Here is a 24,592-nt window from a genome sequence, read left to right on the forward strand (position 1 = left end):
AAGCTGTGAGCAGTTCTCATGACTCTGAAGCCGCACCCTCTTTTGCTAAGCGGGACCTTTGCTCTTTGCGATGTGCGAAGATCATGTCGTAGGCCAAAAGCAGTGCTCCACAAGTAATGCTCGCATCGGCGACATTGAACGTGGGCCAATGGTATTGACCAGCATGCACCAGAATGAAGTCGATTACGTAACCGAGCCGCACGCGGTCAGTTAGATTTCCAAGAATGCCGGCCAACAACAGCGCGCAGGCGCCCAGAACCCGATCGTCATTGCGCGGCGTGCGAAAGAAGTAAAACAAGACAGCCACCGCGGCCGCCGCGGCCAACACCGCAAAGAACCAGCGCCCAAACGCGCCGCCTTCCTGCAACTGGCCGAATGCTATGCCCGGATTCTCAGCGTAAGTGAAATCGAGAAAGCCGCTGATAACGGTGACATCCTGGACACGCAGGCGCCGCACAGCCCAGGCTTTGCTCGACTGGTCGAGTAGATAAATGCCGAGCGACGCGACCAGGTAACCGATACGCCATGGAATGCGGGATTTCAATTCAGTTCAATCTCCTGCAGCGCCGTCACGCACCGCTCGCACACGGTCGGATACTTTGAAGCCTCGCCCACCCGCGTCGAGTAGTTCCAGCACCGCTCGCACTTTTCGCCATGCGCACGCGCGACGGTGACGTCGATCGCGTCCGCGTCCATCTCTACATTTGCCTCTAACAACTGGACTTCAGAAACGATGAAGAGATAGCGCAGATCGTCTGCGTGCCGCTTCAGGTTGTCATACGCATTTGCGCCAGCCGAGATTTCCACGCGCGCTTCGAGCGAGCTGCCGATCAGTTTGGCGATGCGCGCATCTTCCAATTTGCCGAGCACCGCATCGCGATAGCCGAACAAGTGCGCCCACGAGGTCAACAATTCTGCGTTGTCTGCTTCGCTCGCGGCGGGCAGCAGCGCGAGATGCACGGACTCCGCGCGCGGCTCATGCTCATCCGCGGGCAAGTTCTCCCAAATCTCATCAGCCGTGAAAACCAGGATTGTCGCCAGCATCCGCGCTAGCGCATCCGCGATTCTATAAAGCGCCGTCTGCGCAGATCGCCTGGCCGCATTGCGCGGGCCGAACGTGTACAGACGATCCTTGATGATGTCGAAATAGCGCGCCGACAAAGTCACGGTCGAGAACTGATGCAGCCTTTGATAGACCCCGTGGAAATCGTAGTCGCGGTAGGCATCGCGCACATCGACGATTGCTGAATCCAGCTCAGCCAGGGCCCAGCGATCGATTTCGAGCATTGCGCGCTCAGCGACACTGTCGCGTGCCGGCTCAAAACCGGCGAGATTGCCGAGCGCAAAGCGCGCCGTGTTGCGCAGCTTGCGATAACCGTCGGTGACGCGCTGCAGTATTTCATCTGAGCAGCGCATGTCTTCCATGTAATTGGACGACACGCACCACAGTCGCAGCGTCTCTGCGCCAAGTTTTGGAATGACTTCGTCCGGCGAGACTGCATTGCCCAGCGACTTGTGCATCGCTTTGCCCTGCGCATCGAGTGTCCAGCCATGACAGATCACTTCGTCATAAGGAGCGCGATCGTGAACGGCGAGTCCCACCATCAGGGACGAGTTGAACCAGCCGCGAAACTGGTCGCCGCCCTCGATGTAAACATTGGCCGGCCACCGGAGATTTTCACGACCTTCCAAAACCGCGACGGAAGATGAGCCGCTGTCGAACCAGACATCGAGGATGTCCGTCTCTTTCGTGAACTCAGTCGCGCCGCACTCCTCACATTTGAAGGCTTCCGGAAGTAATTCGGCAGCTTCGCGTTTGTACCAGGCATCGGCGGTCTCTTTTTCGAAGATGTCGGCGACGTGCCGGATGACACCTGCTTCGGCGACGACGTGCTGGCACTTGGCGCAGTAGAACGCGGGAATCGGCACACCCCAAACACGCTGCCGCGAAACGCACCAGTCCGGCCGGCCTTTGAGCATGTTGCGCATGCGCTCGCGGCCCCACGCCGGAATCCATCTCACTCGTTCATCCACATCGCGCAAAGCCATCACGCGGAGTGAGTTTTCGTTTGGCGCCGGTAAATGATCGGCGCCCCTCTCCGCCTGCGGCGAGGGAGAACCCCCGCCTTCGTCCATTGAAATAAACCACTGCGGCGTGGCGCGAAAGATGACCGGGTGCTTGCAGCGCCAGCAGTGCGGATAACGATGATCGTAATTTTCGCTGAACAGAAGCACGCCCTGTTCGCGCATGAAATCAACGATCTTTGGATTCGCTTCGAACACTGTCAGGCCGGCGAAGTGTTCGACCTCGGAAGCAAAACGGCCGGCATTATCGACGGGACAGTAAATTTCAAGCCCGTACTTTTTCCCGATTACAAAGTCGTCGTGACCGTGTCCGGGCGCAGTATGCACGAGTCCGGTTCCGGCTTTCGTTGTCGCCGACTTATCGCGCGCTTCGCTGACGTCGAGCTCGGTTTCCGCGTCAGCTTCGCCACCCATCGTCACGTGCTCACCAACCATGAAAAGCGATGGGCGATCGATCCAGGGGTGCTTCGCTTCCAGCCGATCTAGTTTTGATCCGGGAAAGCGGGCCAGCACTTTCGGCTCCGCGAGGTTGCACCGTTTCGCAACCACGTCCAGTAATTCAGCCGCCACCAGATAAACTTCATTGCCACTTTCAACCGCGACGTAATCAAAATCCGGATGCACGGCGATACCGAGGTTGGCAGGCAAAGTCCAGGGCGTGGTCGTCCAGATCAGCGCAAACACTTTGCGGCCGGCGAGCGCCGGATCGATCTGCGCGGGATCGCTTTTCAGCGGGAACTTCACATAAACCGATGGACTGCTGTGCTGATCGTATTCGACTTCAGCTTCGGCGAGCGCCGTCTGATCGTGAATACACCAGTAGACGGGTCGCGCACCTTTGTAGACGAAGCCGCGCTCAACGAAGCGCGCGAACAGCCGCGCCGTCTCGGCTTCATAATGATCGGACATCGTGCTGTAGGGGTTTTCCCACTCGCCCAGAATCCCGAGCCGCTGAAAATCTTTCGTCTGACGCTTCAGCGCATTCGCCGCAAACTCACGACACGCGCGCCGGATGCTCAGCGGCGGCATGTCCTTCTTCTTCTCGCCAAGCTTCCGCTCAACGTGCAATTCAATCGGGAGGCCGTGACAGTCATATCCCGGCACGTACGGCGCGTCGTAACCCAGCATCGTGCGCGATTTGACGATGAAATCTTTCAGAATCTTGTTCATCGCCGTGCCGAGATGGATGTCCGCGTTCGCGTAAGGCGGCCCGTCGTGCAGGATGAACTTTTCGGAGCCCGAACGAGCTTCGCGGATTTGCTCGTACAGCTTCATGTCCGCCCATTTCTTCAAACGAGCGGGTTCGGTCTGCGGCAGATTGGCCTTCTGCCCAAAACTGGTTTTCGGCAGATTGACAGTCTTTTTTAGGTCGAGTGTGGCTTCGTCAGTGGCCATGTTTGACTAGTTAATCAAAAGCGAAATAGTAACAGATTTAAGAAGCATCGGTAGACCGGAGCGCAGCGTCTCGCTTTCCGAATGAAGTCAGTACCACCCGCGTCAGTGGGTGGGTCAGTAACTCAAGGAGCGCTTTAACCCATCGCTGACGCGGATGGTACTGACCTCGCTGCGCAGTGAAACAAAAAGCCCGAACCACGTTGTCGAGACGATGGTTCGGGCTTCAAAGCCTTTCGATGTTCTCTGCCGGGTTAGCCGATAAACATCTCATCGTCTCCATAGCTGCGGTCAATTGGACTGGGCGACGGCGCGACCAGGACCTCAAGGCCCCGCCGCAAACCTGCCAGGATCGCCGCGAGTTCGCGTGCCGGCTCAATTACCTTCCGTTGCAGGAACTCAGTCGTTGTCGCCACGCGATCGTGAGTCGTATCAATCGCGCGACTAACCAATTCGACCTTCTCTTTCGCCATTTCGGCAGTGTCGTCCACGAGCAGCGTTAAGCCGCGCACCTCTTCTTTAATCAGCGCCGCCGATTCTGACAGGTGCATCGTCGCCGTCGAGAGATGGCCGGACATAACGTTAACCTGCTCGGCAATCTGACGCCCTTGCACCGCGATCTTCTGACCCTGTTCGGTCAACGCGTTCGCGCGCACAATCAACGGATCAAGCTTCTCTTCGACGCGCTTGACCGTGTTGACCGCCCGCTTCACCGAAACGGCGATCGCAATCATCGCCGCGGCAATCACAAGGAAAGACACGGCGATGATCCCGGTAATGATTACCAACCAAAAGAGAGGATCGTTCGCGTTCATACTTACATCGACTTCTCAGGCGTGTAGGTCGGCGCGGCTTCCGTGCGGCCGGAGAGTTCCGTCTTGCGCTTCTCTTCGACGTACGCTTTCTTTCCGGCTTCAACGGCGGCCGCCAGTGAACCAGCCTGCGACGACACGGTCTCCTTCGTTTTGGCTACGACTTCGCCGGCCTTTGCCGATGCCGTGTCATACAAGTCAGTAGCGCGTTCGCGTGTCGCTTCGTAGTACTCACCGGCGGTTTCGCGCGCAGAGTCGTACATCTCAGTCGCCTTGGTGCCCAGTTGTTGCGCGGCCTCTTTCGATTTGTCGATGCCTTTACGTGTGGCGTCAGCGATGTCGCTGCGCAGCTCTTCACCTGACTTCGGTGCAAACAACAGCGCCAGCACGGCTCCGATGCCCGCCCCCACCAGGAAATACGTTAATCGGGTCGAAATTCCGTCCCCATAGTCACGATCGTTACCCATAACAATATCCTTTCTAGAGAGGCGAATCCCTGTGAATCCGCCAGTAAATTCAAGTTTTTTGGATGATGGCTGCTCGCGACTATAACAAACACCGCGGAAGGTGCGCAAGGAAACGTCGTTTCTTCATCGCTGAGCCACAACTTGAGTAGATCAGCGGAGAGAGTGTCAGCGAATTTTGACAGCCGTTACCTTCCCCTGTTCGATCTCCACAACATGGCCCTTATATTGAAGGATTGTCTTCTTACGGTCGGCTGTCGTAACTATGGCTTGGGGTTTTCCGAGGATCCGAACGACCTCCTTTTCTTCCATACCGGGAACGATCATTTCCTCGTTGTACAGCTTGAACAGCGCCCACTTGGCGCAATCCCGGATCCGCTCGTTGGAGTGATGGAGAGCAGCATCGACATGTTTCCTTCCATAAACCTTGCCAATCATCATAAGGAGTTGAGTCGGGAAAGCGTTCGAACATTCGTACCAGAATGCATCGAGAAAGGGGGCGTCTGCTGGATTCGTGGGACCTCCGCTGGTTCGCATGGGCGGCGCATCTGTGCTTCCGGAAAAAGCGGTGCTATAGGTTGCTATTGTTGACCACTGCGATTCGCCCGTCGGCACCAATAAGATCTTTCCATCGATCTCGGCTGAGAGGTAAAAGACTGTGCCGGTTGTACCTCGCGTGAGGCTGTACGGGCTGTCGGGTAGTAGCGGCGCTTTGTAATACCTAGTCCCGATAGCGGTTCCCACGACCGTAATCGTGAAGGTCAAGTCGCTAGGCCCTTCTCTATTGACGACCTTGAGCCCAGCAGCAGAAAGAAATTCTTCGGCTAGCGCTACCAATGGCAGATTCATGTTTGCTCCTTCGGGAAGTTTTTGAGTGACGGCAATGCGAACCGTGGTAGCGGCCCGAAACCTCTCGAAACGCCGTTCATCAAAGTCTTGGCCCTGAATTGTCAAGGGGAGAAGGAAAAGAGAGAGAACGACCAAGGCTGTTTTTGTTTGAAGAACCATCGCTGCCCTCCAGCCGCAGGGATAGGAATTTTCATCTCGGCTAACGCCAGCCAGACCAATAAACAGCGTCACGTACGCGGAAGTCTACCCCGTTTGGATCTCGGATGGAACTGGCCTGGCCGGAGGGTCCGGTCCAGCGCGACGGGCGGTTACATGAATTGTAAGCGCGAACTGATGAACACGATGACCGTCGCGACGAGAATGATTGAGCCGAATAACAACGTCAGAAGAAAAGCCACGACCCCGCCCACAAATAGCCAGTCGGTGACGCGACCCTGCCGCAAATCCGTACCCGAAACCGTCGCGCGGGCGCGCAGCAAATTCAGATTGCGCATGTTCGGCTTCCACCAAATGGCGAAGAGGTCGCCGGCCAGGGGCACAAGACCGCCAATGAAATAGATCGCAATGTTAAGCGCCATCCGCAGTAGCGTGACCTTAGGCACTCGATAACGGACCGCGGAAACCAAAAGATAAAGCGCGATGATCGAAGTCGCCACATCACCAATGCCCGGGACCAGATCGAGGATCGCATTCAAGCCAAAGCGCCAACCCAGTACGGGCACACGAAACTGGTTGTCCATGAACTGGCTGAAGACTTCCAGCTCACGTTCGACTTGAATCGTTGTCGGACGAAGAACCTGACGATGCGAAGACACCGGTTCCAATTGCGCTTGAGTAGTCATTTGTACTTTGTGCTTCGTACTTTGTGCTTTGACGTGAGATTCAGGAGGCCTTAAATCCAGGGGAACTTGCAAGGGAGAACTAAGAACAAAGTACAAAGCCCAAAGTACGGTCTTACCTAATCCGTGTCATCTGTTGCCAAAAAAACCTGCCGACGCGAGAGAATACGTTGCCACCCGTTTTCGGGTCTTTCACCGGCAATCCCAGCTCGGCGGCGAGTTTTGGATCCGGAGGCGCAATGTCTTCATCGCCATTCTTACTCGCCAACCAACGATCAAAAGTACGGCTCACGGTTCGTCTTTGTTCGACCGAAGCCTCTCCCACGACGGCGCCGCGTAAATCGTCCATCTGCGCGACTTCAAATCGGTTTGCGGCGTAATACTTGGCCAACGCGGCAAAAAACTTCTCGTCGCCAATCATTTTCCGCAGTGCTTCAAACATCAGCGCGCCTTTCCCGATGACAATGGCTGCGTACTGAAACGAGTTCCGGTACTCGCGCGCCGCGCGATTCGCCTCCATGTCTTCGCCGCCGAAAGTGCGATAGAGCTTGTAAACGCCGCGCAGTTGTTCCTCCAGAGCGACTTCAGCTTTCTTTTCGCCGTGCACTTCGCGGTAGTAAAGCAGAGCCGACCAGTTGGCCAGCGCTTCATCGAGCACCGGCTCGCGGCTTGGATCGTTGCCGACGGATGTTCCCCACCATTGATGAGCAACGACATGCGCGACTGTCCATTCCAGACTCTCTTCAACTGAGGCCCGCTGTTCTCGAATGATATCCGGCATGCTGCTGACGGCCGGCGAATCAAAATCCAGGTAAAAAGCGCTGGCGATTGCGGCGAAGCCAGAGAACTCCGCGTTGCTGAGCGTGGCTACCAGCGGCGCGTCAACCAGGCTAATCGTCCGCAGCGGCAGCGGGCCGATGCGCCGGACATAAACATTGGCCGCGTCGGCCGCGATGGTTAAAGCCCGCCGCGCGGCCGTTTCATGCTCGTTGCGATAGATCGAACGAATCGTGATGCCGCTGATGACGCGCCGCTCCGCGCGCATGTTGCTGCCCGCGACGACGACAAAGTCGCGCAGGCTCTCGGCGGAAAACGTCGCGACTGTTCGTCCCTCCTTGCTGGTAACGTTGGACGCCTCGACCGGGGTGAAGACCGAAACGCCGTGGGGACCATCGATGGTCACTTGATAATCAGCGACGTCGGTGACCACTGAGTCGCCGATGCTCGGTTCCATCCGACGCAGCCAGTCGTCGCCGGCGCGAGCCGCGAGGACCGGATACCAACTGCCGAGTAACAGCACGCCCCGACAACGAAAATTGATCGCGCGTGCGCGTCGCATCTCGCGCGCGCTCCCGATCGCGGCGCTGACCTGTTGCATGACATGCGCCACCAGACCAGTCTCTTCCGGGTCGATCTCCGGCACCGAGCCTTTGAAAGTAATCACGACCTCGGTGGCTGCTTGAGGCGCGATCAACTCGCGGAGGCTGATCCGCAAAGTTGTGTCCTGATCCTCGAGGGTGAAGGGGATGGGCGCGTTTGTGTTCGCGGTGCGTACTTCCAGGACTTCGAGCCGAGGTTCGTCGGAAATTGCGTCACCACTCGCTGTTTTTTTCGGCGGCAAGTAGCCGGGCACCCGCAGATTCGAATACAGGTGAAAGTACAGGGTCGAGGTTGCGCGTGTCCCTCGATTGACGAAGCGTACACGTTCCGTTCCAGTGTAGGTGCGTTTGTCGAAATCGAGCGTCAGTTGAATGTCGTAACGGTGGCGCTCGTTCGAAGCTTCGGTTTGTGCCACCACATCTCCACCACAGAGGGCACAGAGAAGAAGAACGGCAAAGGGCAAAGTGTGAAGGGCGAAGCGCCGATCGTGTTTTGGCGATCCGTCGTTGTTAGCCCTTTGCTCTTTCCACTGAGCTCTTAGCGGCTGTCTGCGTCCTCTGTGGTTGAATCTATCTTTCATTAACAACTACCCGTACGATTCGATCGCCGCGCGCGATCCGATCGACAACTTCCATTCCGCGGATGACTCGGCCAAACACCGTGTAGCCACCGTCGAGATGGGGCTGCGGCGAGTGCGTGACGAACCACTGCGAACCGCCCGTATCCTTACCGGACAAAGCCATCCCGACCGAGGCGCGTTCGTAAGGTACTTCGTTAACTTCACAGCGAATCGAGTAGCCAGGGCCGCCGTTTTGATCGCCGCGCGGGTCGCCCGCCTGCACGACAAAATTCGCGACGACACGCGGAACCGTCTGTCCGTTGAAGTAACCGCGCTTCGCAAGCTGAAGAAAATTATCCACGTTGAGCGGAGCGTCTTCCGGCAAAAACTCGATCGTGAACGAGCCTTTGCTGGTCACAACAGTGGCCGTCGGTTTCTTTCCGATGCGCGCAATCGCTCGCCGGTAGTCCGCTTCGGTGTTCTTTGTTTGCACCGTCCCGATGCGATCCGAAAAATCACCAACCGCGTTCGCCTTCAACAGCGACGCAGCCCGGCGTCTCAGCAGATGATCTTTCGCATCCAACGCCGTCTTAATTGCGTCATTCGCCTCTTTGTTCTTCTGTTTCGCGAGCGCCCCGAGAATCGCCAGCGCCGCATCGTTGTCCGCGTCACGCATCGCAACCGGCAACGCATCAATCAACGCGCGAGTGTTCGCTTCGCCCGGCGGTTGTTCTCCGAGCAGCTCGGCTGCCGTCGCACGGACGATTACGTCCTGATGAAGCAACCGACTTGAAATCGTCTTCTGAAGGTCCTCAGGTTTGAACGCCGCGTACGCGCGCAGAAATCCAGAAATGGAAATGTTTTGCACCGGAGTGCATCTTTGACCGCCCAGCAGCGTCCCTGGGGGCACTCGTAACGGTGCGATGCGTCGCCGCGGTTGAGCGGGGGGACAGCTAAGCGCGCGATAAATATAGTCTCGGGCCGCCTCTTTATTGCCGATATCAACAATCGCCATCCCCGTCTCAATCGTGGCGATCTCAGATAGGCCGCTGGCAAGGCTTGCTGTGTTCTTTCGCGCGGAGTTCAGCTCGGTCACGTACTGTTGGGGCGCGACACGCGCGAATGCGACTTCAACCTCAACTGCATTGCTATCGGTGAGCTGGCGCAATCGCTTTAGAAAATCAATCGCCGTTTGGTTATTGCTATTTGGCAGCAGACGCCCGAGAACCGTCACGATTTCCAGCAGTTCATTCCGCGGTTCAATCGCAAACTGCCCGCTCACCTTTTCGAGTTTCAGGAGATACTCACCTCGTTCGAGCAGAGGCTGCACCGCGCGCGCATCTTTCAAGCTCGCCAAAGAGCGAAGTGCGCTGATCCCGACGCGCGAATCCGAATCATGCAGGGCGCGATCAAGCAGCGCGTCGAAGGCCTGCTTGTCTTCGATGGCGCCGAGCAGGCGCGCAGCGTTCGCCCGCACGATTGGATCGTTGTGCTTTAGCAACTCGCGCGCCTTGTCATTCCCGTCCTTCAAACGCAGCCGCGCGAGCGTATTTAGTGCGTCGGCCACAATTCGCGAATCTTGATGATCAAGACATTGCGCCAGTAGTTTCCCCGCCCCGTCAGGCTTGGCGCGCAGCACGGCAGTCAGCGCCAACAATATCGTCAATCGATTGGCTTGCGCACCACGACCGAGTTCAAACCTTAACGTATTCACGATTGGCGCCTTCGCGATGTCCAACCAATCGTCGTCCGGCTTCGCCGCGCCCGGACTGGTCACCGCGGCAATAATCTTCCCGAGAGCTTCCACGGCGCGCGCTCGCACCTCCGCCGGAGCTGTTTGCACACCGTCAGTTTTTAGGACTTGGGTCAGCGCGTACGCCCCGCCACCCGATTCAATCTCGCCGAGCGCAAATGCTGCCATTTGGCGCACATCAACGTCGCGATCGGTCAATACTCTTTCGGCAAGCAGCGGCACGGCGCCTTCGTTGCCAATGCGGCCGACCGCCAATAGCGCGCGCTTTCTGATTTTCGGATCGTCGTGCGCGATCAGTTTCTCGAGGTCGCCGTCCCAGCGACGGGTATCTTCTGCGCGGATGATTTGCAGCAGAATTATTGGATCAATCCCCGCCGTTACCTCGCGGGGTGCGCGCGTGCGCTGCGCAAAAAGAGGCGGAGCAAGAAACAGAACGGTGACTGTCAGAAAAGACAGTCTCAGGATTAGATGGCTCATCATGATTTGGTGTCCGGGGGTGTGCCCAAATTGTACCTTGCGACAACTGATTGTGGTGAGTCCGCAACGACGCGCAAACAAAAAGGACGGACAATCTGCCCGTCCTTCAAGGTTCAGTTTTGATTTAGAGTAGTCTTAGCTCGCGGCGGCAATGCTCGCCACTTTGGGCGCTTCAGCCTTGACCTCGGGCTTGGGCGTGTCGATCACGTTCTCTTTGCGCTCGACGCGGGCCGGCTTTTCGGATGCAGCCTTCTGCTGAATCATCTTGCAGCTTCCTTCAAACACAGCGCCCTGCTCAATCATCAGCGACGGAGTCTGAATGTTGCCGTTCAATTTTCCCGCGCGGCCGAGTTCGATGCGTTGCGTGGCAATGATGTCGCCATTAACGGTGCCCTGGATCGTGGCGATGGATACTTCGATGTTCGCATCGACAACGCCACCGGCGCCGACTATCAACGTGCCGCTCGGTGACGCGACGCGTCCCGAAAACTTGCCATCGATGCGCAACAGCGATTTGAACGTAGCCTCGCCGGTGATGGCTGTGCCACTGCCGACAAAACCGCTCAAGGTGCCGTCCTTAATCTCGCGAGCGATGGTTTCGCTCTCGCTCAGAGCCCTTTGGGCCGCGGGGACCTCGGGGGCTTTCTGTTCAGGCTGATACGGTGCGTATGCGCGCTGACTGTAATTGTCCGCGCCGGGTTGCGTTGGGGTCGGGCTCTTTTCTTCGTTAGGGTTCTTTCCCATCCTCAGCATATGACTAATCCTCCGATTAAGTATTCAGCGGAAACTAGTCCCGACCGCCTTCGGGGCGACGAACACTTAACTCCGCTGCGAACCTGGAGACTGACCGACCGCCGGTCAGCCGCTGTGTGTGGGGCGCTCCCTCGAGCGGGCAGGAATAATAAACAAAGGAGGCAAGGCTGTCCAGCAGTTTAATTTCCTCGTGGGCCAAGCCCAGCATAAGCGCATGGTTAGACCTTACTGCGGCAGCAAATTCTCGAGAATGAGGTCTTCGTGAAAGTTTTCCAGCAACGGGAAGTAGGCCGCGTCGCGGTCCAGGGCAGCCCTGGGAATGAGCCCGACGATCTCCGCCCCCTGAACTTTTATCTCCAGGCGCGTGGCTTCCGCACGCACAGCGTCGAACGCGCGCGCGATCGAAGTCTGTTCGTAATTGATGAGGTTCATCGACACCTGCACAATGTGGCGCGACTGCAAATCAAACCCGAGGGCCTTCACAAACGGCAGGCCACCGTCACGTTCGCGCACGACCCGCGCAATCCGGCGCGCGATCAGAATGTCATCGGTTTGCAGAGTAACGTTGAAGGCGATCAGGAAAGGTCGCGCGCCGATGGCGATTGCTCCCGCCGTTTTGTGCAGTCGCAACTCGCCCACGTCGGGTTTGCGATCCGGATTCGTCGCGATCTCTTCGCGAAGCGCTTCGAAGCCTTTGCCGCGCACATGTTCCAAACGCTCCCGGTCTGAGCGCAGCGCCGCCCGTTCGTAGTAATAAACCGGAATTGAAAGCTCGCGCCAGATTCTTTCTCCTGCTTCACGGGCGAGCGCGATGCAGTCTTCAATCGTGACGCCGCTCACCGGAACGAAGGGGAGCACGTCCGTCGCGCCAATGCGCGGATGCTCACCCCCATGCTGTCGCAGATCGATCAGCTCAGTGGCTTTCGCGACCGCGCGGACCGCCGCTTCGACGATCGCTTCAGGTGGAGCGACAAACGTGATCACGGATCGATTGTGATCCGAATCGATGTGACGATTGAGAACAGTGGCTCTGTCCACCGCTCTGATCGCTTGCGCGATCAGTTCCACGACCTCGGGCTTGCGGCCTTCACTGAAGTTTGGTACACACTCAACCAGACGGTACTTGGTACTTTGAACTTTGGTCTTTGGATCCACTCGCACGAAACGTCCTCGCTCAAAGCACAAAGTACCAAGTACAAAGTACTAAGCACAATGCCGCTTGATCGATTCATCAACCAACGCAAGAACGCCTGGCAGCGTTTAGAACAGCTGTTGGAGCTGCTCGATCGGATGACGATGCGTCGGCTGCATCGCGAAGAGGTGCGCGAGCTTGGCCGCATCTATCGCCGCACCGCTTCAGACCTGGCGATCGCCCGCGCTGAATCGCGCGACCCGCGTCTCATCAACTATCTGAACAGCCTGGTGATTCGCGCCCACGGCCGCATTTATCGGGCCAATGCCCAGGGCGGTCGCCGTCTGGGCACATTTTTCGCACGCGATTTCCCCCGAACTTTTCGCCGCACCTGGCGGTACACGGCGACGGCTTTTGGCGTCTTTCTTTTATTCAGCGCGGTGGCTTTCTTTGGTACCCGTTATGACCCGAATTTCTCGGAATTTGCAGGGATTACGGCCTCATGGAAGGCCCGCAACACAGACCAGAAAAGACGCTGGTGGGAACGAATCAATCTCGAAAACCAGGTCGAGTCGGCCGGAATCCTGACCAACAATATTCGCGTAACTTTTTACGCGTTCGCGCTCGGAGCGATGTTGGGGTTGGGTACGTTGTACATCATGGCGTTGAACGGCGCGCTGTTCGGTTCGATCCTGGCGCTCACTTATCAGGCGGGTTACGGCAACGACCTGGTCACCTTCGTCGTGGGACACGGGGTCATTGAACTGACGTGTATCTTCATCGCCGGAGGCGCAGGCTTGCTCATCGGCACGGCGCTGGTGATGCCGCGCGATCTCACTCGCGCAGACGCTTTGAAATCGAGAGGGCTGGAAGCAGTGCGTCTGATTGTCGGCTGTATTCCATTGTTGGTGATTGCCGGCATCATCGAAGGCTTCATCTCGCCCGCGCCGATCAATCCCCTGATTAAGTTCACCGTCGCCGGGGTGACGGGCATCGCTCTCTACTCGTATTTGTTTCTTGCTGGACGCGAGAATGATGGGGAAGAGATGAGTCAGTAGCAGGGGATGCTCACAGCAGTCCTCTCTCTTTCACTCGCAGATAAGTTTCCAAGAGCTTCGGCACGAGTGCCGCGGCCGTCACATCCAACGCCAACCCGCCCTGCGATTCAACCAGACGCAAAGCCGCTTCGCGCTGATACATGATCTCTTCAGCAACTGACTGCGTGAACAAATCGTTTTCAGTTTCGGGAGTCTCGCGCACGACGGCTCTCAAGTCTCGATCCGCGATTGTAACCACCAGGGGCAGATGCCGTGGCCGCAGCAGTTTTAGCGACGTCAGCAATTCCGCCGACCCCTCTTCGTCAACCAAATCTGTCAGCACGACGACTAGCGAGCGCCGGCGGCTGTTAGCGGAAACGAACTCAAAGGCGCGCGAGTAGCTCGGCTCAATCATCTCAGGTTCGACCGCGTGCAGAGCTTCAAGCGCCGCATCGAGATGTTCAGCCCCACGCTTGGGCGGCAGAAACGTTTTGATGCGACGGCCGAACACCAGCAGACCCGCATTGTCTCCGGCGCGCGCCGCCGCCGACATCAGCGCCAGCGTCGCGTGCACCGCAAGATCCAGCTTTGATTCATTTTCCATCCGACCGGTCATCAAACGGCCGGCGTCCAGCGCGATTAAGATTGTCTGGTCTCGCTCCATCTGATACTGCCGCGTGACCAACTTGCCGCGTCGCGCCGTAGCGGTCCACGAAATATGCCGCATCTCGTCGCCGCGGACGTAATCGCGCAGCGACTCAAAGTCGCGCCCTTCGCCGCGCCACTGCGATTTGCGGCGCGCGGCGACAAATGAACGAGTGCCGAGCGCTTTCAATTCAGCTTCGCGCGCTCGGCGCATGTTCGGGTAAACCTTAACGGTGATCGGATCGCCAACCATCGTCTGACACCAGGACAATCGCCAACGCGAAAGATAACGAACGGCAATTCGGCCAAATGAAAATTGACCGCGTTTTGGCGGCTTCAGGCTGTAGATGAACGACGCACTGGTTTGGGCCTCAACCTCAAGCCGCGCCTCGCGCGTGCCCGTGAGTATCATCTGCGGCGGATATTCGTCCTTGAGAACAAGGTCGAGGTCGCGCGAAGTGTGATTCGCAACCTCGATGCGCACGTCCGTTTCGGCGCCGACAGCAAACCGCCCCCCAAAGTGACGGGCGATGCGCACGCTTTCTGGAAGTTTGCTATTCCACGCATCGAACAGCGCCGCGGCGATGATGATTAGGTCATAAGCGAGCGCGAGCCAGCCCAGAATCGGCCGCCCCCACGACAGGGAGATCGGGATCAGCCCAACGGCCAATAAGGCGTAGAAGAGTTTGCTGAATACAAAACGCATAAAGATGTCGGGTGTCAGCTGACGGGTATCGGTCGCATGGTATCAGGTGTCAGGTCACGTGTATCGGTCGTTCGCTCAAGCTCCTGCTGTCACCCGACACCCGACACCCGACACCCGGCACCCGGCACCTACCTCGGCACTTCAGAGGACTGCAGGATGTCACTGATCACTGAATCGGGTGTGGCGCCATCGAGTTCGGCTTCCGCGCGCAGCGTCAGGCGATGTCGCAGCACGGGTCGCGCGATGTCACGCACGTCATCGGGAGTCGCAAAGTCGCGACCGCGAATTGCCGACAGCGCTTTCGAACACAACAACAAAGCGACCGCGGCGCGCGGGCTGGCGCCGTAGTGCGCGGCGGCGTGATCGCGCGTGCGCCGAACAATGTCCACTATGTAGCGCTGCACGCCGGGCTCGACCCGCATATTTCGTACTTCGGCGCGACAGGCAGAAATCGCGTCCGGCGCCAGCGGCTGAATTTCAATATCGGTCAGGCGACGGGCGTTAAAGCCCGCATCCCAACGGGCCACCACCTGCTGCTCTTCTTCGGCTGACGGATACCCTAAGAGAATCTTCAGCAGGAAACGATCGAGTTGCGCTTCCGGCAACGGATACGTGCCCTCGTATTCGATCGGATTCTCAGTCGCAAGCACCGTGAATAGCGGCGACAGCGGATACGATTCACCATCGATGGTCACTTGACGTTCTTCCATGGCTTCCAACAAAGCCGCCTGGGTCTTTGGCGGAGTGCGATTGATTTCGTCCGCCAGGAGGAGATCCGTAAACACCGGGCCGCGACGCAAACTGAAATTCGACGACGCCACGTTGAATACATTTGTGCCGGTGATGTCCGACGGCATCAAGTCGGGGGTGAACTGAATCCTGCCAAAGTCGGCATTCAGAATCCGCGAGAGCGTCTTGACCGTCAGTGTTTTGGCGGTGCCGGGAACGCCTTCGATCAAGGCGTGACCTTCGGCCAGCAACGCCACCAGGATCTGTTCGATCGGTTCGTCCTGGCCGACAATTACTTTACGCAGCTCGCCGGTAATGTGTGCGATGGTGTTCGAAACGTATTCAGGCATTTGATTGGATGGTCACTTACTCAAAGGGTTCAGGTGATAGAGCTTTGTACTGTGAACTTTGAACTTGGTGCTTTGTGCTTGGTGCGTAGTGCCTGGTACTCGGAATGCTGATCAAAGCACAAAGACCAAAATACAAAGACCAGCCTTTGCTTCAGTCAGCTTGTTTCACGTCGCGCGATCGGGTGCGCAAGCCGAGCTTCGACTCGATGTCCCGGAGCCGTTGCGCGATGCGCAGGACTTCTTTCGCGTGTGTCGGCGCGCCGTTGATCGTCTCTTCACTCTTTCGCATGAGTGTTTCCAGCTCTGCGCGACCCAGTCCGGAGCGGATTGCGACACGACGGGCAATTTCCGCGCGCGGCGTGCTGTTGTTCACCCCGGCATATCGCACCAGCACGCGCCGCACGCGAGCGTAAATATTTTCCAGGGCCAGATCGTGAGCGCGAGCGCGTTGCTGCAACTCAGCCATCGACGCCACGAATTCCAATTTCGAACGGCGATCGACCTGCGGCAACGGCAGCGGACGAGCAAAACGACGTCCCTGTGACCACACAACTGCGATGCCGATGAGCGCGAGTTGCGCGCAAATGGCCGCTACGGGCGTACCGGAGAAATATTGAAACAGCGCGTTGTGCGTTGCGGGGTGGCCTTGATGAAATTCGTCAAATGCGATCATTCCCCCGCCAGCCGTCACCGCATTCAGAGCCAGCAGCAAATTATCGGCGCGGCTGATTCCGTTATTCGCTACGAGATAAGGATCTGACAGTAGAACGATCCGGCCATTGCCGTACGGATAATCGACCAGCAGCGCACCGCGCTTTTCACCAAAGTGAACCACGGGCGCAGTCGAGCGCTCGTTGTTCTTACCGGCCGGCGTTCCGGCTTCGGTTGTAGGCAGACCAACTCCGGGGGAGGGCTCACGCTCGTAGTCATCCGGCTCTTCTTCTTCATTATCAACCAGCTCGTCCACTTCGTCGGGCGTTGGCTGGCTTTCGGGTGTGCGCGGCGCAAACGTAATCGCACTCATGAATCGCGACGGCATAACTGAATCAACGTTGCGCGCCAACGCCGTCGGCTGTGCCGGTTTAAGCGGCGCCATACCCGAGGTCATCTGTTCGAAGTTATTCGGATCGAGATCATTCCATGGATAACCCAGCTGGTCGCTCGAAATCATCCACTCGCTGTCCGGTCCGAGCAAACCGGGATTGGGGTTTCGATCGACGATGACCAGCCGGCCGCCCGATTCGACCCATTGCATCAGTTCGCGAGCTTCACGCTTTGTGTACCCGACCTTCAGCGGGCCGATTACGACGAGTGTTGATGGCTTCGGGTCAGCCGAACCGAGCAACGATGACGTGCCCTCGCGCCAGCGCATAACCGGTTGGCCCGACTCGTCCAGAAAGTCGTAGAGGGCTTGCGTCCCCGTCTCCCCCGAATTGAAGGTCGAGCGATCAGGTGAAGCTTCGGAGTCCCCGGCCGACTCGACGCGCACGTACGAAGCCGCGTTAAGCGCTATCAGCACAACCACGACGGCGACCAGCGTGATGAAGATGAAGAGACGTTGACGCATCCTGACCTTAACGTGTCCCCCGGTTTACCTCGGTCGAACCTGCGGCTCTGACACCAAGCCGAAACGCTTCCCAGTCAGTGGGCGCCGGCGCGACAAAACCGTACCAGTGAATCTCAAAGCTGGCCGTAAGTTTGCGCAGCGCCTCGTAAAGCGCGTGCCGGTTTCTTACCGCCATCAGGTAATCGCGGTTTGTCTTGTGCTGGGCCAACATAAGGACTTTGCGATCGCCGAGTTCGCACAGCAGAGCGATATAAGCTTTGCGAATTGCGCCGCGCAGATCCCCGGTGCGCGCGAGAGCTTCGGCTTGTTCAAGCAGATCGCTGGCCGTTTGATCCGGTTCCAGCCGCTCGCCCAGCACAATGCGCGGCTCGCGTTTCGCCTTCTTCTTTCTATTGCCGCGGTTGCGCAAATAGCGCGGCAGAAGTTTCCAGATAAGAAACGCAATCAGCAGAACGGAAAAGCCGATTACGACGACCTGAGCCACGCCTGTGAAGGCTTGGCCGGTGCCAGGTTGCAGTGGCCCCACCCTCGGAAAAAGTTTAGCGAGCCAGCGAATGAATTCTTCCCACAAGCGTTCGATCGCGCTTTTTTCGGCTACGCTCTTGTCGTACTGGGATCGCCGCAGGATTTCGGCGAGTCGCGCTTTGCTCGCGTCTTTTCCCTCTGTCGAATCTGCCCACTTCATCTCGTCCAAACGCTCAAGCAGCGCGCGCAACTGCTCACGCGTTCTGGTGACGACGGCGGTTGCGCGTTCAGGCTGGTGGCCCGATTTCTCATACGCGGCGAGCGCCTCGTGGAACCACGCGTTGTCCACGTCGATGTTCTGACCGTTGAAAAGAACTGACTCTCGCTCCGGCAGCAGTTGCCGCAAACGCGCGATCGCGTTCTGCTTGATTGAATCGCGTTGCAACGGATCGTCGGTGTAGTAATCGGGCGCCTCGAGTTGTTGGATAGCACTGACCGACTGAGAGACGCGTGCGCGATAGTCTTCAAAGCTCGCCGCCTGCCCGCGGGCGCAGATGGCGAGGATGAACAGAGTAGCGACCGCCGCGACTCTTAGTGAATGAATTTTCGTACGCATCTACGGCAAACGATTACTGTAAGCCCAGAACATTTTGAGGTGGCATCGGCGCAGGCGGCGGCACAAATTGCGCCATGCGCCGCGTGACCAGCGCCGGCGCGAACGGCGAGATAACGCCAGGCAACTCCGGCATGGGCGGAAGCTGTCGCGCCGCCATCAACTCGATGTCGTAGCCTTCGTGTCGCACGCGCTCGTCCACGTAGAGCAGTGATAGCCCCAGCAGCCAGATCGGCGCCAGCAGAATATAGCTGCAATGTACGATGACTTCGTAAGCGATGGCATACCATGCGGGCCATTCAGAGCTGAACAATGAAATATTCACGCCATTCGCCCAGCCGTACCAGCCCAGCGGAATAATCAGAAGCGCGAGTGCCGAGTAGGTCGCAAAAAAAGTAAACAGCCCCATCGCCATAAGCCGACGGACGTTGCCGCTGGCCAGCGAAAAGCTGCGGCCGATCGCCGAACCTACGGTCCGTCCTTCCACCAGAATTGCCTGCGGCACATAGGCCATGCGTCCGGCCAGCAGAAAGAATAGGATGAGCGCGCCGACCGCGCCCGTAATGATCCCGACAACCACCACAATGGCGGTGACGAACTCGGGTATTACCGAAGCGACCGCGACCACGCCGACAAACACCACCAGCATGACGAGGTAAAAACCAAGAATCGCGAGCCACGAGCAGAAGGTCAGCCAGAGACCGATCAGAATACTCGCGCCAAACAAGCTCCAAAAACGCGACTTGACCGCCGCGTACGTCGCGCGAAAGCTGACCGGCTCGTCCCAGAGCAGATGCGCGACCAGGTTACGCGCTGCGCCCCCCATCACGATCAGGCTAAAAAGCGCGGCCGCCACCATTATTACCGCGCCACCCACGATCATGAAGAAATAGCCCACCATGCGTGCGGTGCTTGGCGTTGTACTAATGGCGTGAATCCCGATCGTGGAGATGGTGGAGCCGAGAGCAAAAACGACCACCGGCGGCGCGGCGATGCGAATCAGCGTGAGAAAGTGGCGCCGGTACAAACGCACCGCGCGATCGATCAGATCACCCGCGCCCAGCGGCGCCAGCGCAAGCTCGGCTTGAGCAGATTTCATGCTCGCCGATGATGTTGTTTTATTAAACTGAAATCAAGTGATTTGAGCGGGAGACTCGTGCAGCGATGTTAACGGACGTGATGTGGGGACGATCTATTGGCGCATCCACACTGAGCCGTCGGCGTAAGCTACGCGCACCAGCACGACCGCTTCGCTGAGACCTCGCCGTTCATGCTTATCCAGCGCATAAACGCTGATGGTCTTCGCGGGTGGCGAGGATACTTGAAAGGTCAGTTCCTTGCTCTTGCCCGGACCAATCTTCTCAACGCCGGTGAACTCGCGCCGGCCAATTTCGGCTCCGGTAGCGGCGTCAAAGAAAACGTAATCCCAATCGAATTCTGTGATTGTTTTGTCGCTGTCGTTCTTGATCCCGACTTTGTATACGAAAACGTACCGGGCTGGTTTGGGTGGACGAGCCTTAATTACCTGCTCGGCCCGAATTTCGCGTTCAACTTTGGCCGCTTCGATGGCGTTGCCGGTGCCACGGGCTCGTTCCAAGCGGCGCGCATCGACCGCTCGCCGTCGGACATCTTCGAAACTTTCAAATGCCCCGGCGAAAGGATCGCCTTCCCAGTTAATCCGTTCCTTGGCCCAGCTATATTTAACGATCGCCACTGAAGGATTGGTCGCAGGCGCCGGTGATTGAGCGGCCACTCCGCTGCCGAGAGCGACCGTAAGCGATATTAGGCATAAGATTTTTTTCATGACGTTTTTCCCACGAAGCGGGATTACGATCTACTCGGTTTTGCCGGTGACGTCGGATAGACGCCACACCGTACCGTCCCCGTAGAGCACCTCGGTAATCTCGAGCTTCAATTGAGTGCCGTTCGCCCCGCGAACCTCTCGCGAACTCTTGACTGTTTTCAGGTAAACATAGCTCTCGCCGGGCTTCAGGCGCTTCCGGCTGCGACGATCGATGCGCAAAACTTCACCGCCGCTGATTGGATCGGTGAAGACAAAAGCCATCCTAATAAACTTGATATTGTTTGGCGATTCGTTTGTTATTCTCACACTTGCCAGCCACCATACCGCGTCGTCACCATACTGTAGTCCTGCGGATAAGGCGCCAGTGGAGTCCCCTCTGTAGCTTAAACGGTTTCCCGGCAATGGCCTCGGATGCGGGACCCCGCCGACAGGAAAGCTTCCAACTGAAGTCTGCGGAAACAAGTTCCCCATTACGAATGCCGGGTATATCGGCTGCCAACTAACTTCTTCAGATTTTAAAGCTGGCGGAGAGGGTTGGGACGCTTGCGGAGTTTGCGCGAGGACGGCGCCGGTGGCGAATGCCACCACGATAAGGGCCAGGATCGTTTTCATGGCGACCTCCCGCATGATGCGTCGTGATTTAGCTATTCGTGCACTTGAAATTGACCGGCATATACCTAAGCGATCCAGGAGGCTGCCGTCAAGGAAAACGGGGGCCGAAGAACTACTTCAGCCCCCATCGGATGTGGCCCGAGCCTGAGAGGCTCAGGACGGTGATTTAGAAGACCAGTCGAGCGCCAACGATGATGCGGCGGTTGCCGCCGTCAGTCGTCCACTGGTTCAAGAAAGCGCTCGAACTAACCGCCGCCGTCGGAATACCAAAGTTGCGCGTATTGGTTGCATTGAACATGTCGGCCCGCAGTTGCAGCCGCGCGTTCTCGCCGATGCGCGTGTTCTTGATGATTCCGAAGTCGAGGTTACCGATACCGTCCGCGCGCAGGATGTTACGGCCGGCACTGCCGAAGCGCTGGCAGATGGTTGCCGGGGCCGTCAACGCGCCATTGCATGTCAGCGGCGCGAAGAAATTAAGCCCGCCAAGTCTGAACAGGTCTTCGGCGGTTGTGCTCGGCAGCGCCGCGGTTGAGTTTGCGCGAATCGCATTGCCGACCAGACCGTCAATTCCGTTCAGCGCGCCGGTTGGATCGGCGCCATTCAGTGGCGTAAACGGCGCGCCACTCTGGAAGGTAAAGAACGAGTTCACCTGCCAGCCGCCGAGTATTCGTCCCAAGACTCCATTCTGCGCCTGGTACCACGGCAACTCGTAAACAAAGTTACCCGATAGACGCAGCGGCCTATCGTAGGTCGAGCGAGCTCGATCATTCGGCAGGTCAAATGAGTTCTGGGCCACGGCAACTTCGCCGCCTGAGGGGTTGAACAACTCTGAAGCCGTATCGATGAACGAACTCCAGGTAAAGTGCAGTCCGGCACTGAAACCTCGACTCAGGCGCTTATCAAAACTGGCCTGCATCGAGTGGTAATCGGACTCCGCCCGGTTCGCGCGGAGTCGGACGATTCCGAGCGTGCAATTCGCCGGATCGACAGTCGTCACGCGGCACGGATCGTTGACACTGCCGTTTGGCTGCGCCGCAATGAATACATTGTTCGTCGGTTGACGCGGATTCCCGTCCACCGTTTGGAACAAATCGCGTCCGCGAGTGCCGACGTACCCAATTCGGAAAACGGAATCGCGCCCGAGTTCACGTTCGAATCCAAAGCTGAATTGGTCGTAAACCGGCGCCCGGAAATCCCCACCTACAATCGTCCGAGCAAACGTCGCCGGGTTTAAGCCTGCGGGCTGGGCTGTCGGTATGGCCGCGAACGCTCCGACAGGGGCCAGGTTGATGGCCGCCACGAATGGAAACGCACTCGCAATGTTCAGGTTGATGTTGATGAAGTTGCTGTCATGCGTGCGCGCATAACCGCCACGAACGACCAGCTTGTCTCCACCGGTTATCCAGCCAATTGGCCCGTCGCTTTCCGTCTGCGGATTCCAGTTAAAGCCAATGCGCGGCTGCCAGTTGTTGGTGTCCGCGGGTGGAACCGGGGTGAACCGGAAGCGCTCATCACCACCTGCGGAGGCGACGATGGCGTTATTAACCGGAACCAGATCGTCGAAGTTGTTCCCTGGCCGTTCGTACCGCAAGCCGTAAGTGAGCGTCAGGTGGGGCGTAATCTTCCACTCGTCCTGGGCGTAGTAGTAGCTGTCCCACCAGTAGTAATACTGAATCTCCTGCCCCCCCGGTAGTGGCCGATTAACTGTGGCTGCCAGGTCGGCGTTGTCGTCCACGAACCGTTGCAGCGTCGAATAGGAAAGGCGTCCGCGGATCGTCGGAACGAAGAAACTCTTTACCTGGTTGCGACGAATGTCCACGCCAAATTTGAAGGCGTGAGACCCTTTGATCCACGTGAGATTGTCGGTCACCTGGTACGTGTTGTTATTACGGAACTGAGGCAGGTTCACGGCCAAACCGATCGCCGTGCGATTGTTGGCGGCATTAAACCCCTGAAGGCCAAGATCTAAAATCTCGATCGAAGGAATGGTCTCCGACAGTGGGTTATCTGAGGCCGTAGTGGTTGCCAATCGCGACCAGGCGCCGCGAAGTTCGTTGATCACGTTCGAGCTTATCCGGCTCGACAAAACGAGGTTAATGGCCTGTGTGCGGAAAATATTTTTCGTGGTGAGGCCCGACGGCGTCACCTGGCCCTGACCGCCCGTATCTCCATCGTCATAGAGATAACGGAAGTTAATATCATTCGAGCCGGTCAGTCTGTGATCCACGCGCCATGAAGCCTGGTGATCGTCAAAGAACGATGAGGCTGAACCCGTAAGCGTTCCGGATGCCACCGGGATGCAGGATGCGTCGCGCGTCTGGCCCGCCGCCAGAGTTTTGGGACAGTTGGCGCCGGGAGTCAAACTAAACCAAGCCGGATCCGCAGTGCCCGTTCCTGCAGGTAGATGGGTCAGAAGCGCTTGAACCTGAGGGCGGTTCCCGACCAGGTTCTGAAGAGTTTGCCGTCCCGCCGCAGTCGGCGCGCCGATCAGGGTAAAACCTGAACCAAGTTGGCGATTACTCCAGCGCTGGTACGATCCAAAGAAGAACGTGCGGTCGCGGCCGCTGATGTACGAGGCGCCACCCTCGCCAAAGCGCGGGAGGTGCAGCGGTCCACCAATCGTGAAGCCCATCTGATTTTCAATGCGGAAGGGCCGCTTGTAAGTCTGACCGGCAGCGAGCGTCGAGCCTGACGGTCTACAGAAGCCGCTCGCCTTGTTCAGGTTACTGCAGGCGTTAAGCGCGTTTGAGTTATGGAACCAGAAAACCGTGCCGTGAAAGTCATTACCACCGGCGCGCGTCACCACATTCAGCACTGAACCGGAGTTCCGTCCATACTCAGCCAGGAATTGATTCGTGATCAGCCGCACTTCCTGGACGATGTCGGGATTGTTAATCGACTGTTGGCCACCAGCGACGCTTGGGTCGTTGATGTCCTGGCCATCGATCATGAAGTTGTTCGAACGGACACGTCCGCCGTTGGCTGAATAGCTAAGGCCGCTCGAAAATCCCGTCTGTCCGGAACCAAGTTGGCTGACGCCCGGCGCAGAGAGCACCACATTGAAGACGTTGCGATTTGGCGCGAGCGGTAATTCGGCGATGCGCCGCCCGTCGAAGCGGGTGGAAACCTCCGCGTTGCTGGTATTGAGTATCGCGGCGTTCTGTTCGACGACATTTACCACACCCGAAACACCTTCAGGATTCATGGCTACGTCGACCACCGCAATCTGATTGACGTCGAGTCCGATTCCGGTCTGGGTAAACTTTGCGAAACCCGATGATTCGACCGAGACCTCGTAAGGCCCAACGGGGAGCCCTTCCATGCGATATCGGCCGTCCTCGTCCGTTTCGGTGGTACGTGAGATGTTCGTCTGAGTGTTTCGGGCCGTAACTGTGGCCTTGGCAATCAGAGCATCTTTGGGGTCCTTAACCGTTCCGGTTATCGTGCCCGTGCCCTGAGCGAATGCCGCGCCTACGAACACGAACCCCAACGCGAATCCAATTGCTAGAACGCGAAGAGCGCTTTTCATAACCGCTTCGTCCTCCTTAAGTTTTTAGAAACTGACCCTG

The 24,592-nt window shown here is 57.7% G+C and carries 19 protein-coding genes; 1 reads left to right on the forward strand and 18 read right to left on the reverse strand.

What is annotated here, in order from left to right; translation table 11 throughout:
- Positions 1-16: 16 nt before the first annotated feature.
- The 10 genes from lspA to ftcD form a co-directional block, all read right to left on the reverse strand.
- A complete protein-coding gene (lspA, locus tag VFX97_10495; GenBank protein HEX5703616.1) occupies positions 17-544 on the reverse strand; it encodes a signal peptidase II in 528 nt (175 codons plus the stop codon).
- Positions 541-3,480, reverse strand: a complete 2,940-nt coding sequence (gene ileS, locus VFX97_10500) for an isoleucine--tRNA ligase (protein ID HEX5703617.1) — start codon at positions 3,478-3,480, stop codon at positions 541-543. The genes lspA and ileS overlap by 4 nt, the downstream gene beginning before the upstream one ends.
- A gap of 251 nt (positions 3,481-3,731) precedes the next feature.
- Positions 3,732-4,292 (reverse strand): hypothetical protein, encoded by a 561-nt coding sequence (locus VFX97_10505; GenBank protein ID HEX5703618.1) that lies wholly within the window; start codon positions 4,290-4,292, stop codon positions 3,732-3,734.
- Positions 4,293-4,294: 2 nt separating this feature from the next.
- On the reverse strand, positions 4,295-4,756 hold the full coding sequence (locus VFX97_10510; GenBank protein ID HEX5703619.1) for a YtxH domain-containing protein: 462 nt from the start codon (positions 4,754-4,756) through the stop codon (positions 4,295-4,297).
- Positions 4,757-4,921: 165 nt separating this feature from the next.
- Positions 4,922-5,761: a hypothetical protein gene (locus VFX97_10515; protein ID HEX5703620.1), complete on the reverse strand. Its 840-nt coding sequence runs from the start codon at positions 5,759-5,761 to the stop codon at positions 4,922-4,924.
- Positions 5,762-5,910: 149 nt separating this feature from the next.
- Positions 5,911-6,444 (reverse strand): DUF4112 domain-containing protein, encoded by a 534-nt coding sequence (locus VFX97_10520; protein ID HEX5703621.1) that lies wholly within the window; start codon positions 6,442-6,444, stop codon positions 5,911-5,913.
- Positions 6,445-6,556: 112 nt separating this feature from the next.
- Positions 6,557-8,236, reverse strand: a complete 1,680-nt coding sequence (locus tag VFX97_10525) for a M1 family aminopeptidase (protein HEX5703622.1) — start codon at positions 8,234-8,236, stop codon at positions 6,557-6,559.
- 154 nt (positions 8,237-8,390) lie between these two features.
- On the reverse strand, positions 8,391-10,610 hold the full coding sequence (locus VFX97_10530; GenBank protein ID HEX5703623.1) for a peptidylprolyl isomerase: 2,220 nt from the start codon (positions 10,608-10,610) through the stop codon (positions 8,391-8,393).
- Between the two features lie 135 nt (positions 10,611-10,745).
- Entirely contained in the window at positions 10,746-11,363 is a 618-nt protein-coding gene (locus VFX97_10535) for a polymer-forming cytoskeletal protein (GenBank protein HEX5703624.1), read from the reverse strand.
- A gap of 225 nt (positions 11,364-11,588) precedes the next feature.
- Positions 11,589-12,518: a glutamate formimidoyltransferase gene (gene ftcD / locus VFX97_10540; GenBank protein ID HEX5703625.1), complete on the reverse strand. Its 930-nt coding sequence runs from the start codon at positions 12,516-12,518 to the stop codon at positions 11,589-11,591.
- A gap of 57 nt (positions 12,519-12,575) precedes the next feature.
- On the opposite strand from ftcD, the gene VFX97_10545 reads away from it, so the two are divergent.
- Positions 12,576-13,553 carry a stage II sporulation protein M gene (locus VFX97_10545; protein ID HEX5703626.1) on the forward strand — a complete coding sequence of 326 codons (978 nt, stop codon included), beginning with the start codon at positions 12,576-12,578 and terminating at the stop codon, positions 13,551-13,553.
- Between the two features lie 10 nt (positions 13,554-13,563).
- Here the strand turns inward: VFX97_10545 and VFX97_10550 are convergent, their stop codons facing one another.
- From VFX97_10550 to VFX97_10585, 8 genes are all read right to left on the reverse strand, one after another.
- A complete protein-coding gene (locus VFX97_10550) occupies positions 13,564-14,883 on the reverse strand; it encodes a DUF58 domain-containing protein (GenBank protein HEX5703627.1) in 1,320 nt (439 codons plus the stop codon).
- A 128-nt stretch (positions 14,884-15,011) separates the two neighbouring features.
- On the reverse strand, positions 15,012-15,962 hold the full coding sequence (locus VFX97_10555) for a MoxR family ATPase (protein ID HEX5703628.1): 951 nt from the start codon (positions 15,960-15,962) through the stop codon (positions 15,012-15,014).
- Between the two features lie 151 nt (positions 15,963-16,113).
- Positions 16,114-17,529 (reverse strand): DUF4350 domain-containing protein, encoded by a 1,416-nt coding sequence (locus tag VFX97_10560; protein HEX5703629.1) that lies wholly within the window; start codon positions 17,527-17,529, stop codon positions 16,114-16,116.
- 7 nt (positions 17,530-17,536) lie between these two features.
- The gene (locus tag VFX97_10565; protein ID HEX5703630.1) at positions 17,537-18,610 is read right to left on the reverse strand and encodes a DUF4129 domain-containing protein; all 1,074 of its coding nucleotides are present in this window, start codon (positions 18,608-18,610) and stop codon (positions 17,537-17,539) included.
- A gap of 13 nt (positions 18,611-18,623) precedes the next feature.
- Positions 18,624-19,706, reverse strand: coding sequence for a hypothetical protein (locus VFX97_10570; protein HEX5703631.1), 1,083 nt, complete (start codon positions 19,704-19,706; stop codon positions 18,624-18,626).
- A 93-nt stretch (positions 19,707-19,799) separates the two neighbouring features.
- Positions 19,800-20,411, reverse strand: coding sequence for a hypothetical protein (locus tag VFX97_10575; protein HEX5703632.1), 612 nt, complete (start codon positions 20,409-20,411; stop codon positions 19,800-19,802).
- Positions 20,412-20,441: 30 nt separating this feature from the next.
- Positions 20,442-21,023, reverse strand: a complete 582-nt coding sequence (locus tag VFX97_10580; protein HEX5703633.1) for a hypothetical protein — start codon at positions 21,021-21,023, stop codon at positions 20,442-20,444.
- Between the two features lie 166 nt (positions 21,024-21,189).
- Positions 21,190-24,552 carry a TonB-dependent receptor gene (locus VFX97_10585; protein ID HEX5703634.1) on the reverse strand — a complete coding sequence of 1,121 codons (3,363 nt, stop codon included), beginning with the start codon at positions 24,550-24,552 and terminating at the stop codon, positions 21,190-21,192.
- Positions 24,553-24,592 lie beyond the last annotated feature (40 nt).

The organism is Pyrinomonadaceae bacterium (assembly GCA_036277115.1).
GTDB lineage: Bacteria > Acidobacteriota > Blastocatellia > Pyrinomonadales > Pyrinomonadaceae > UBA11740.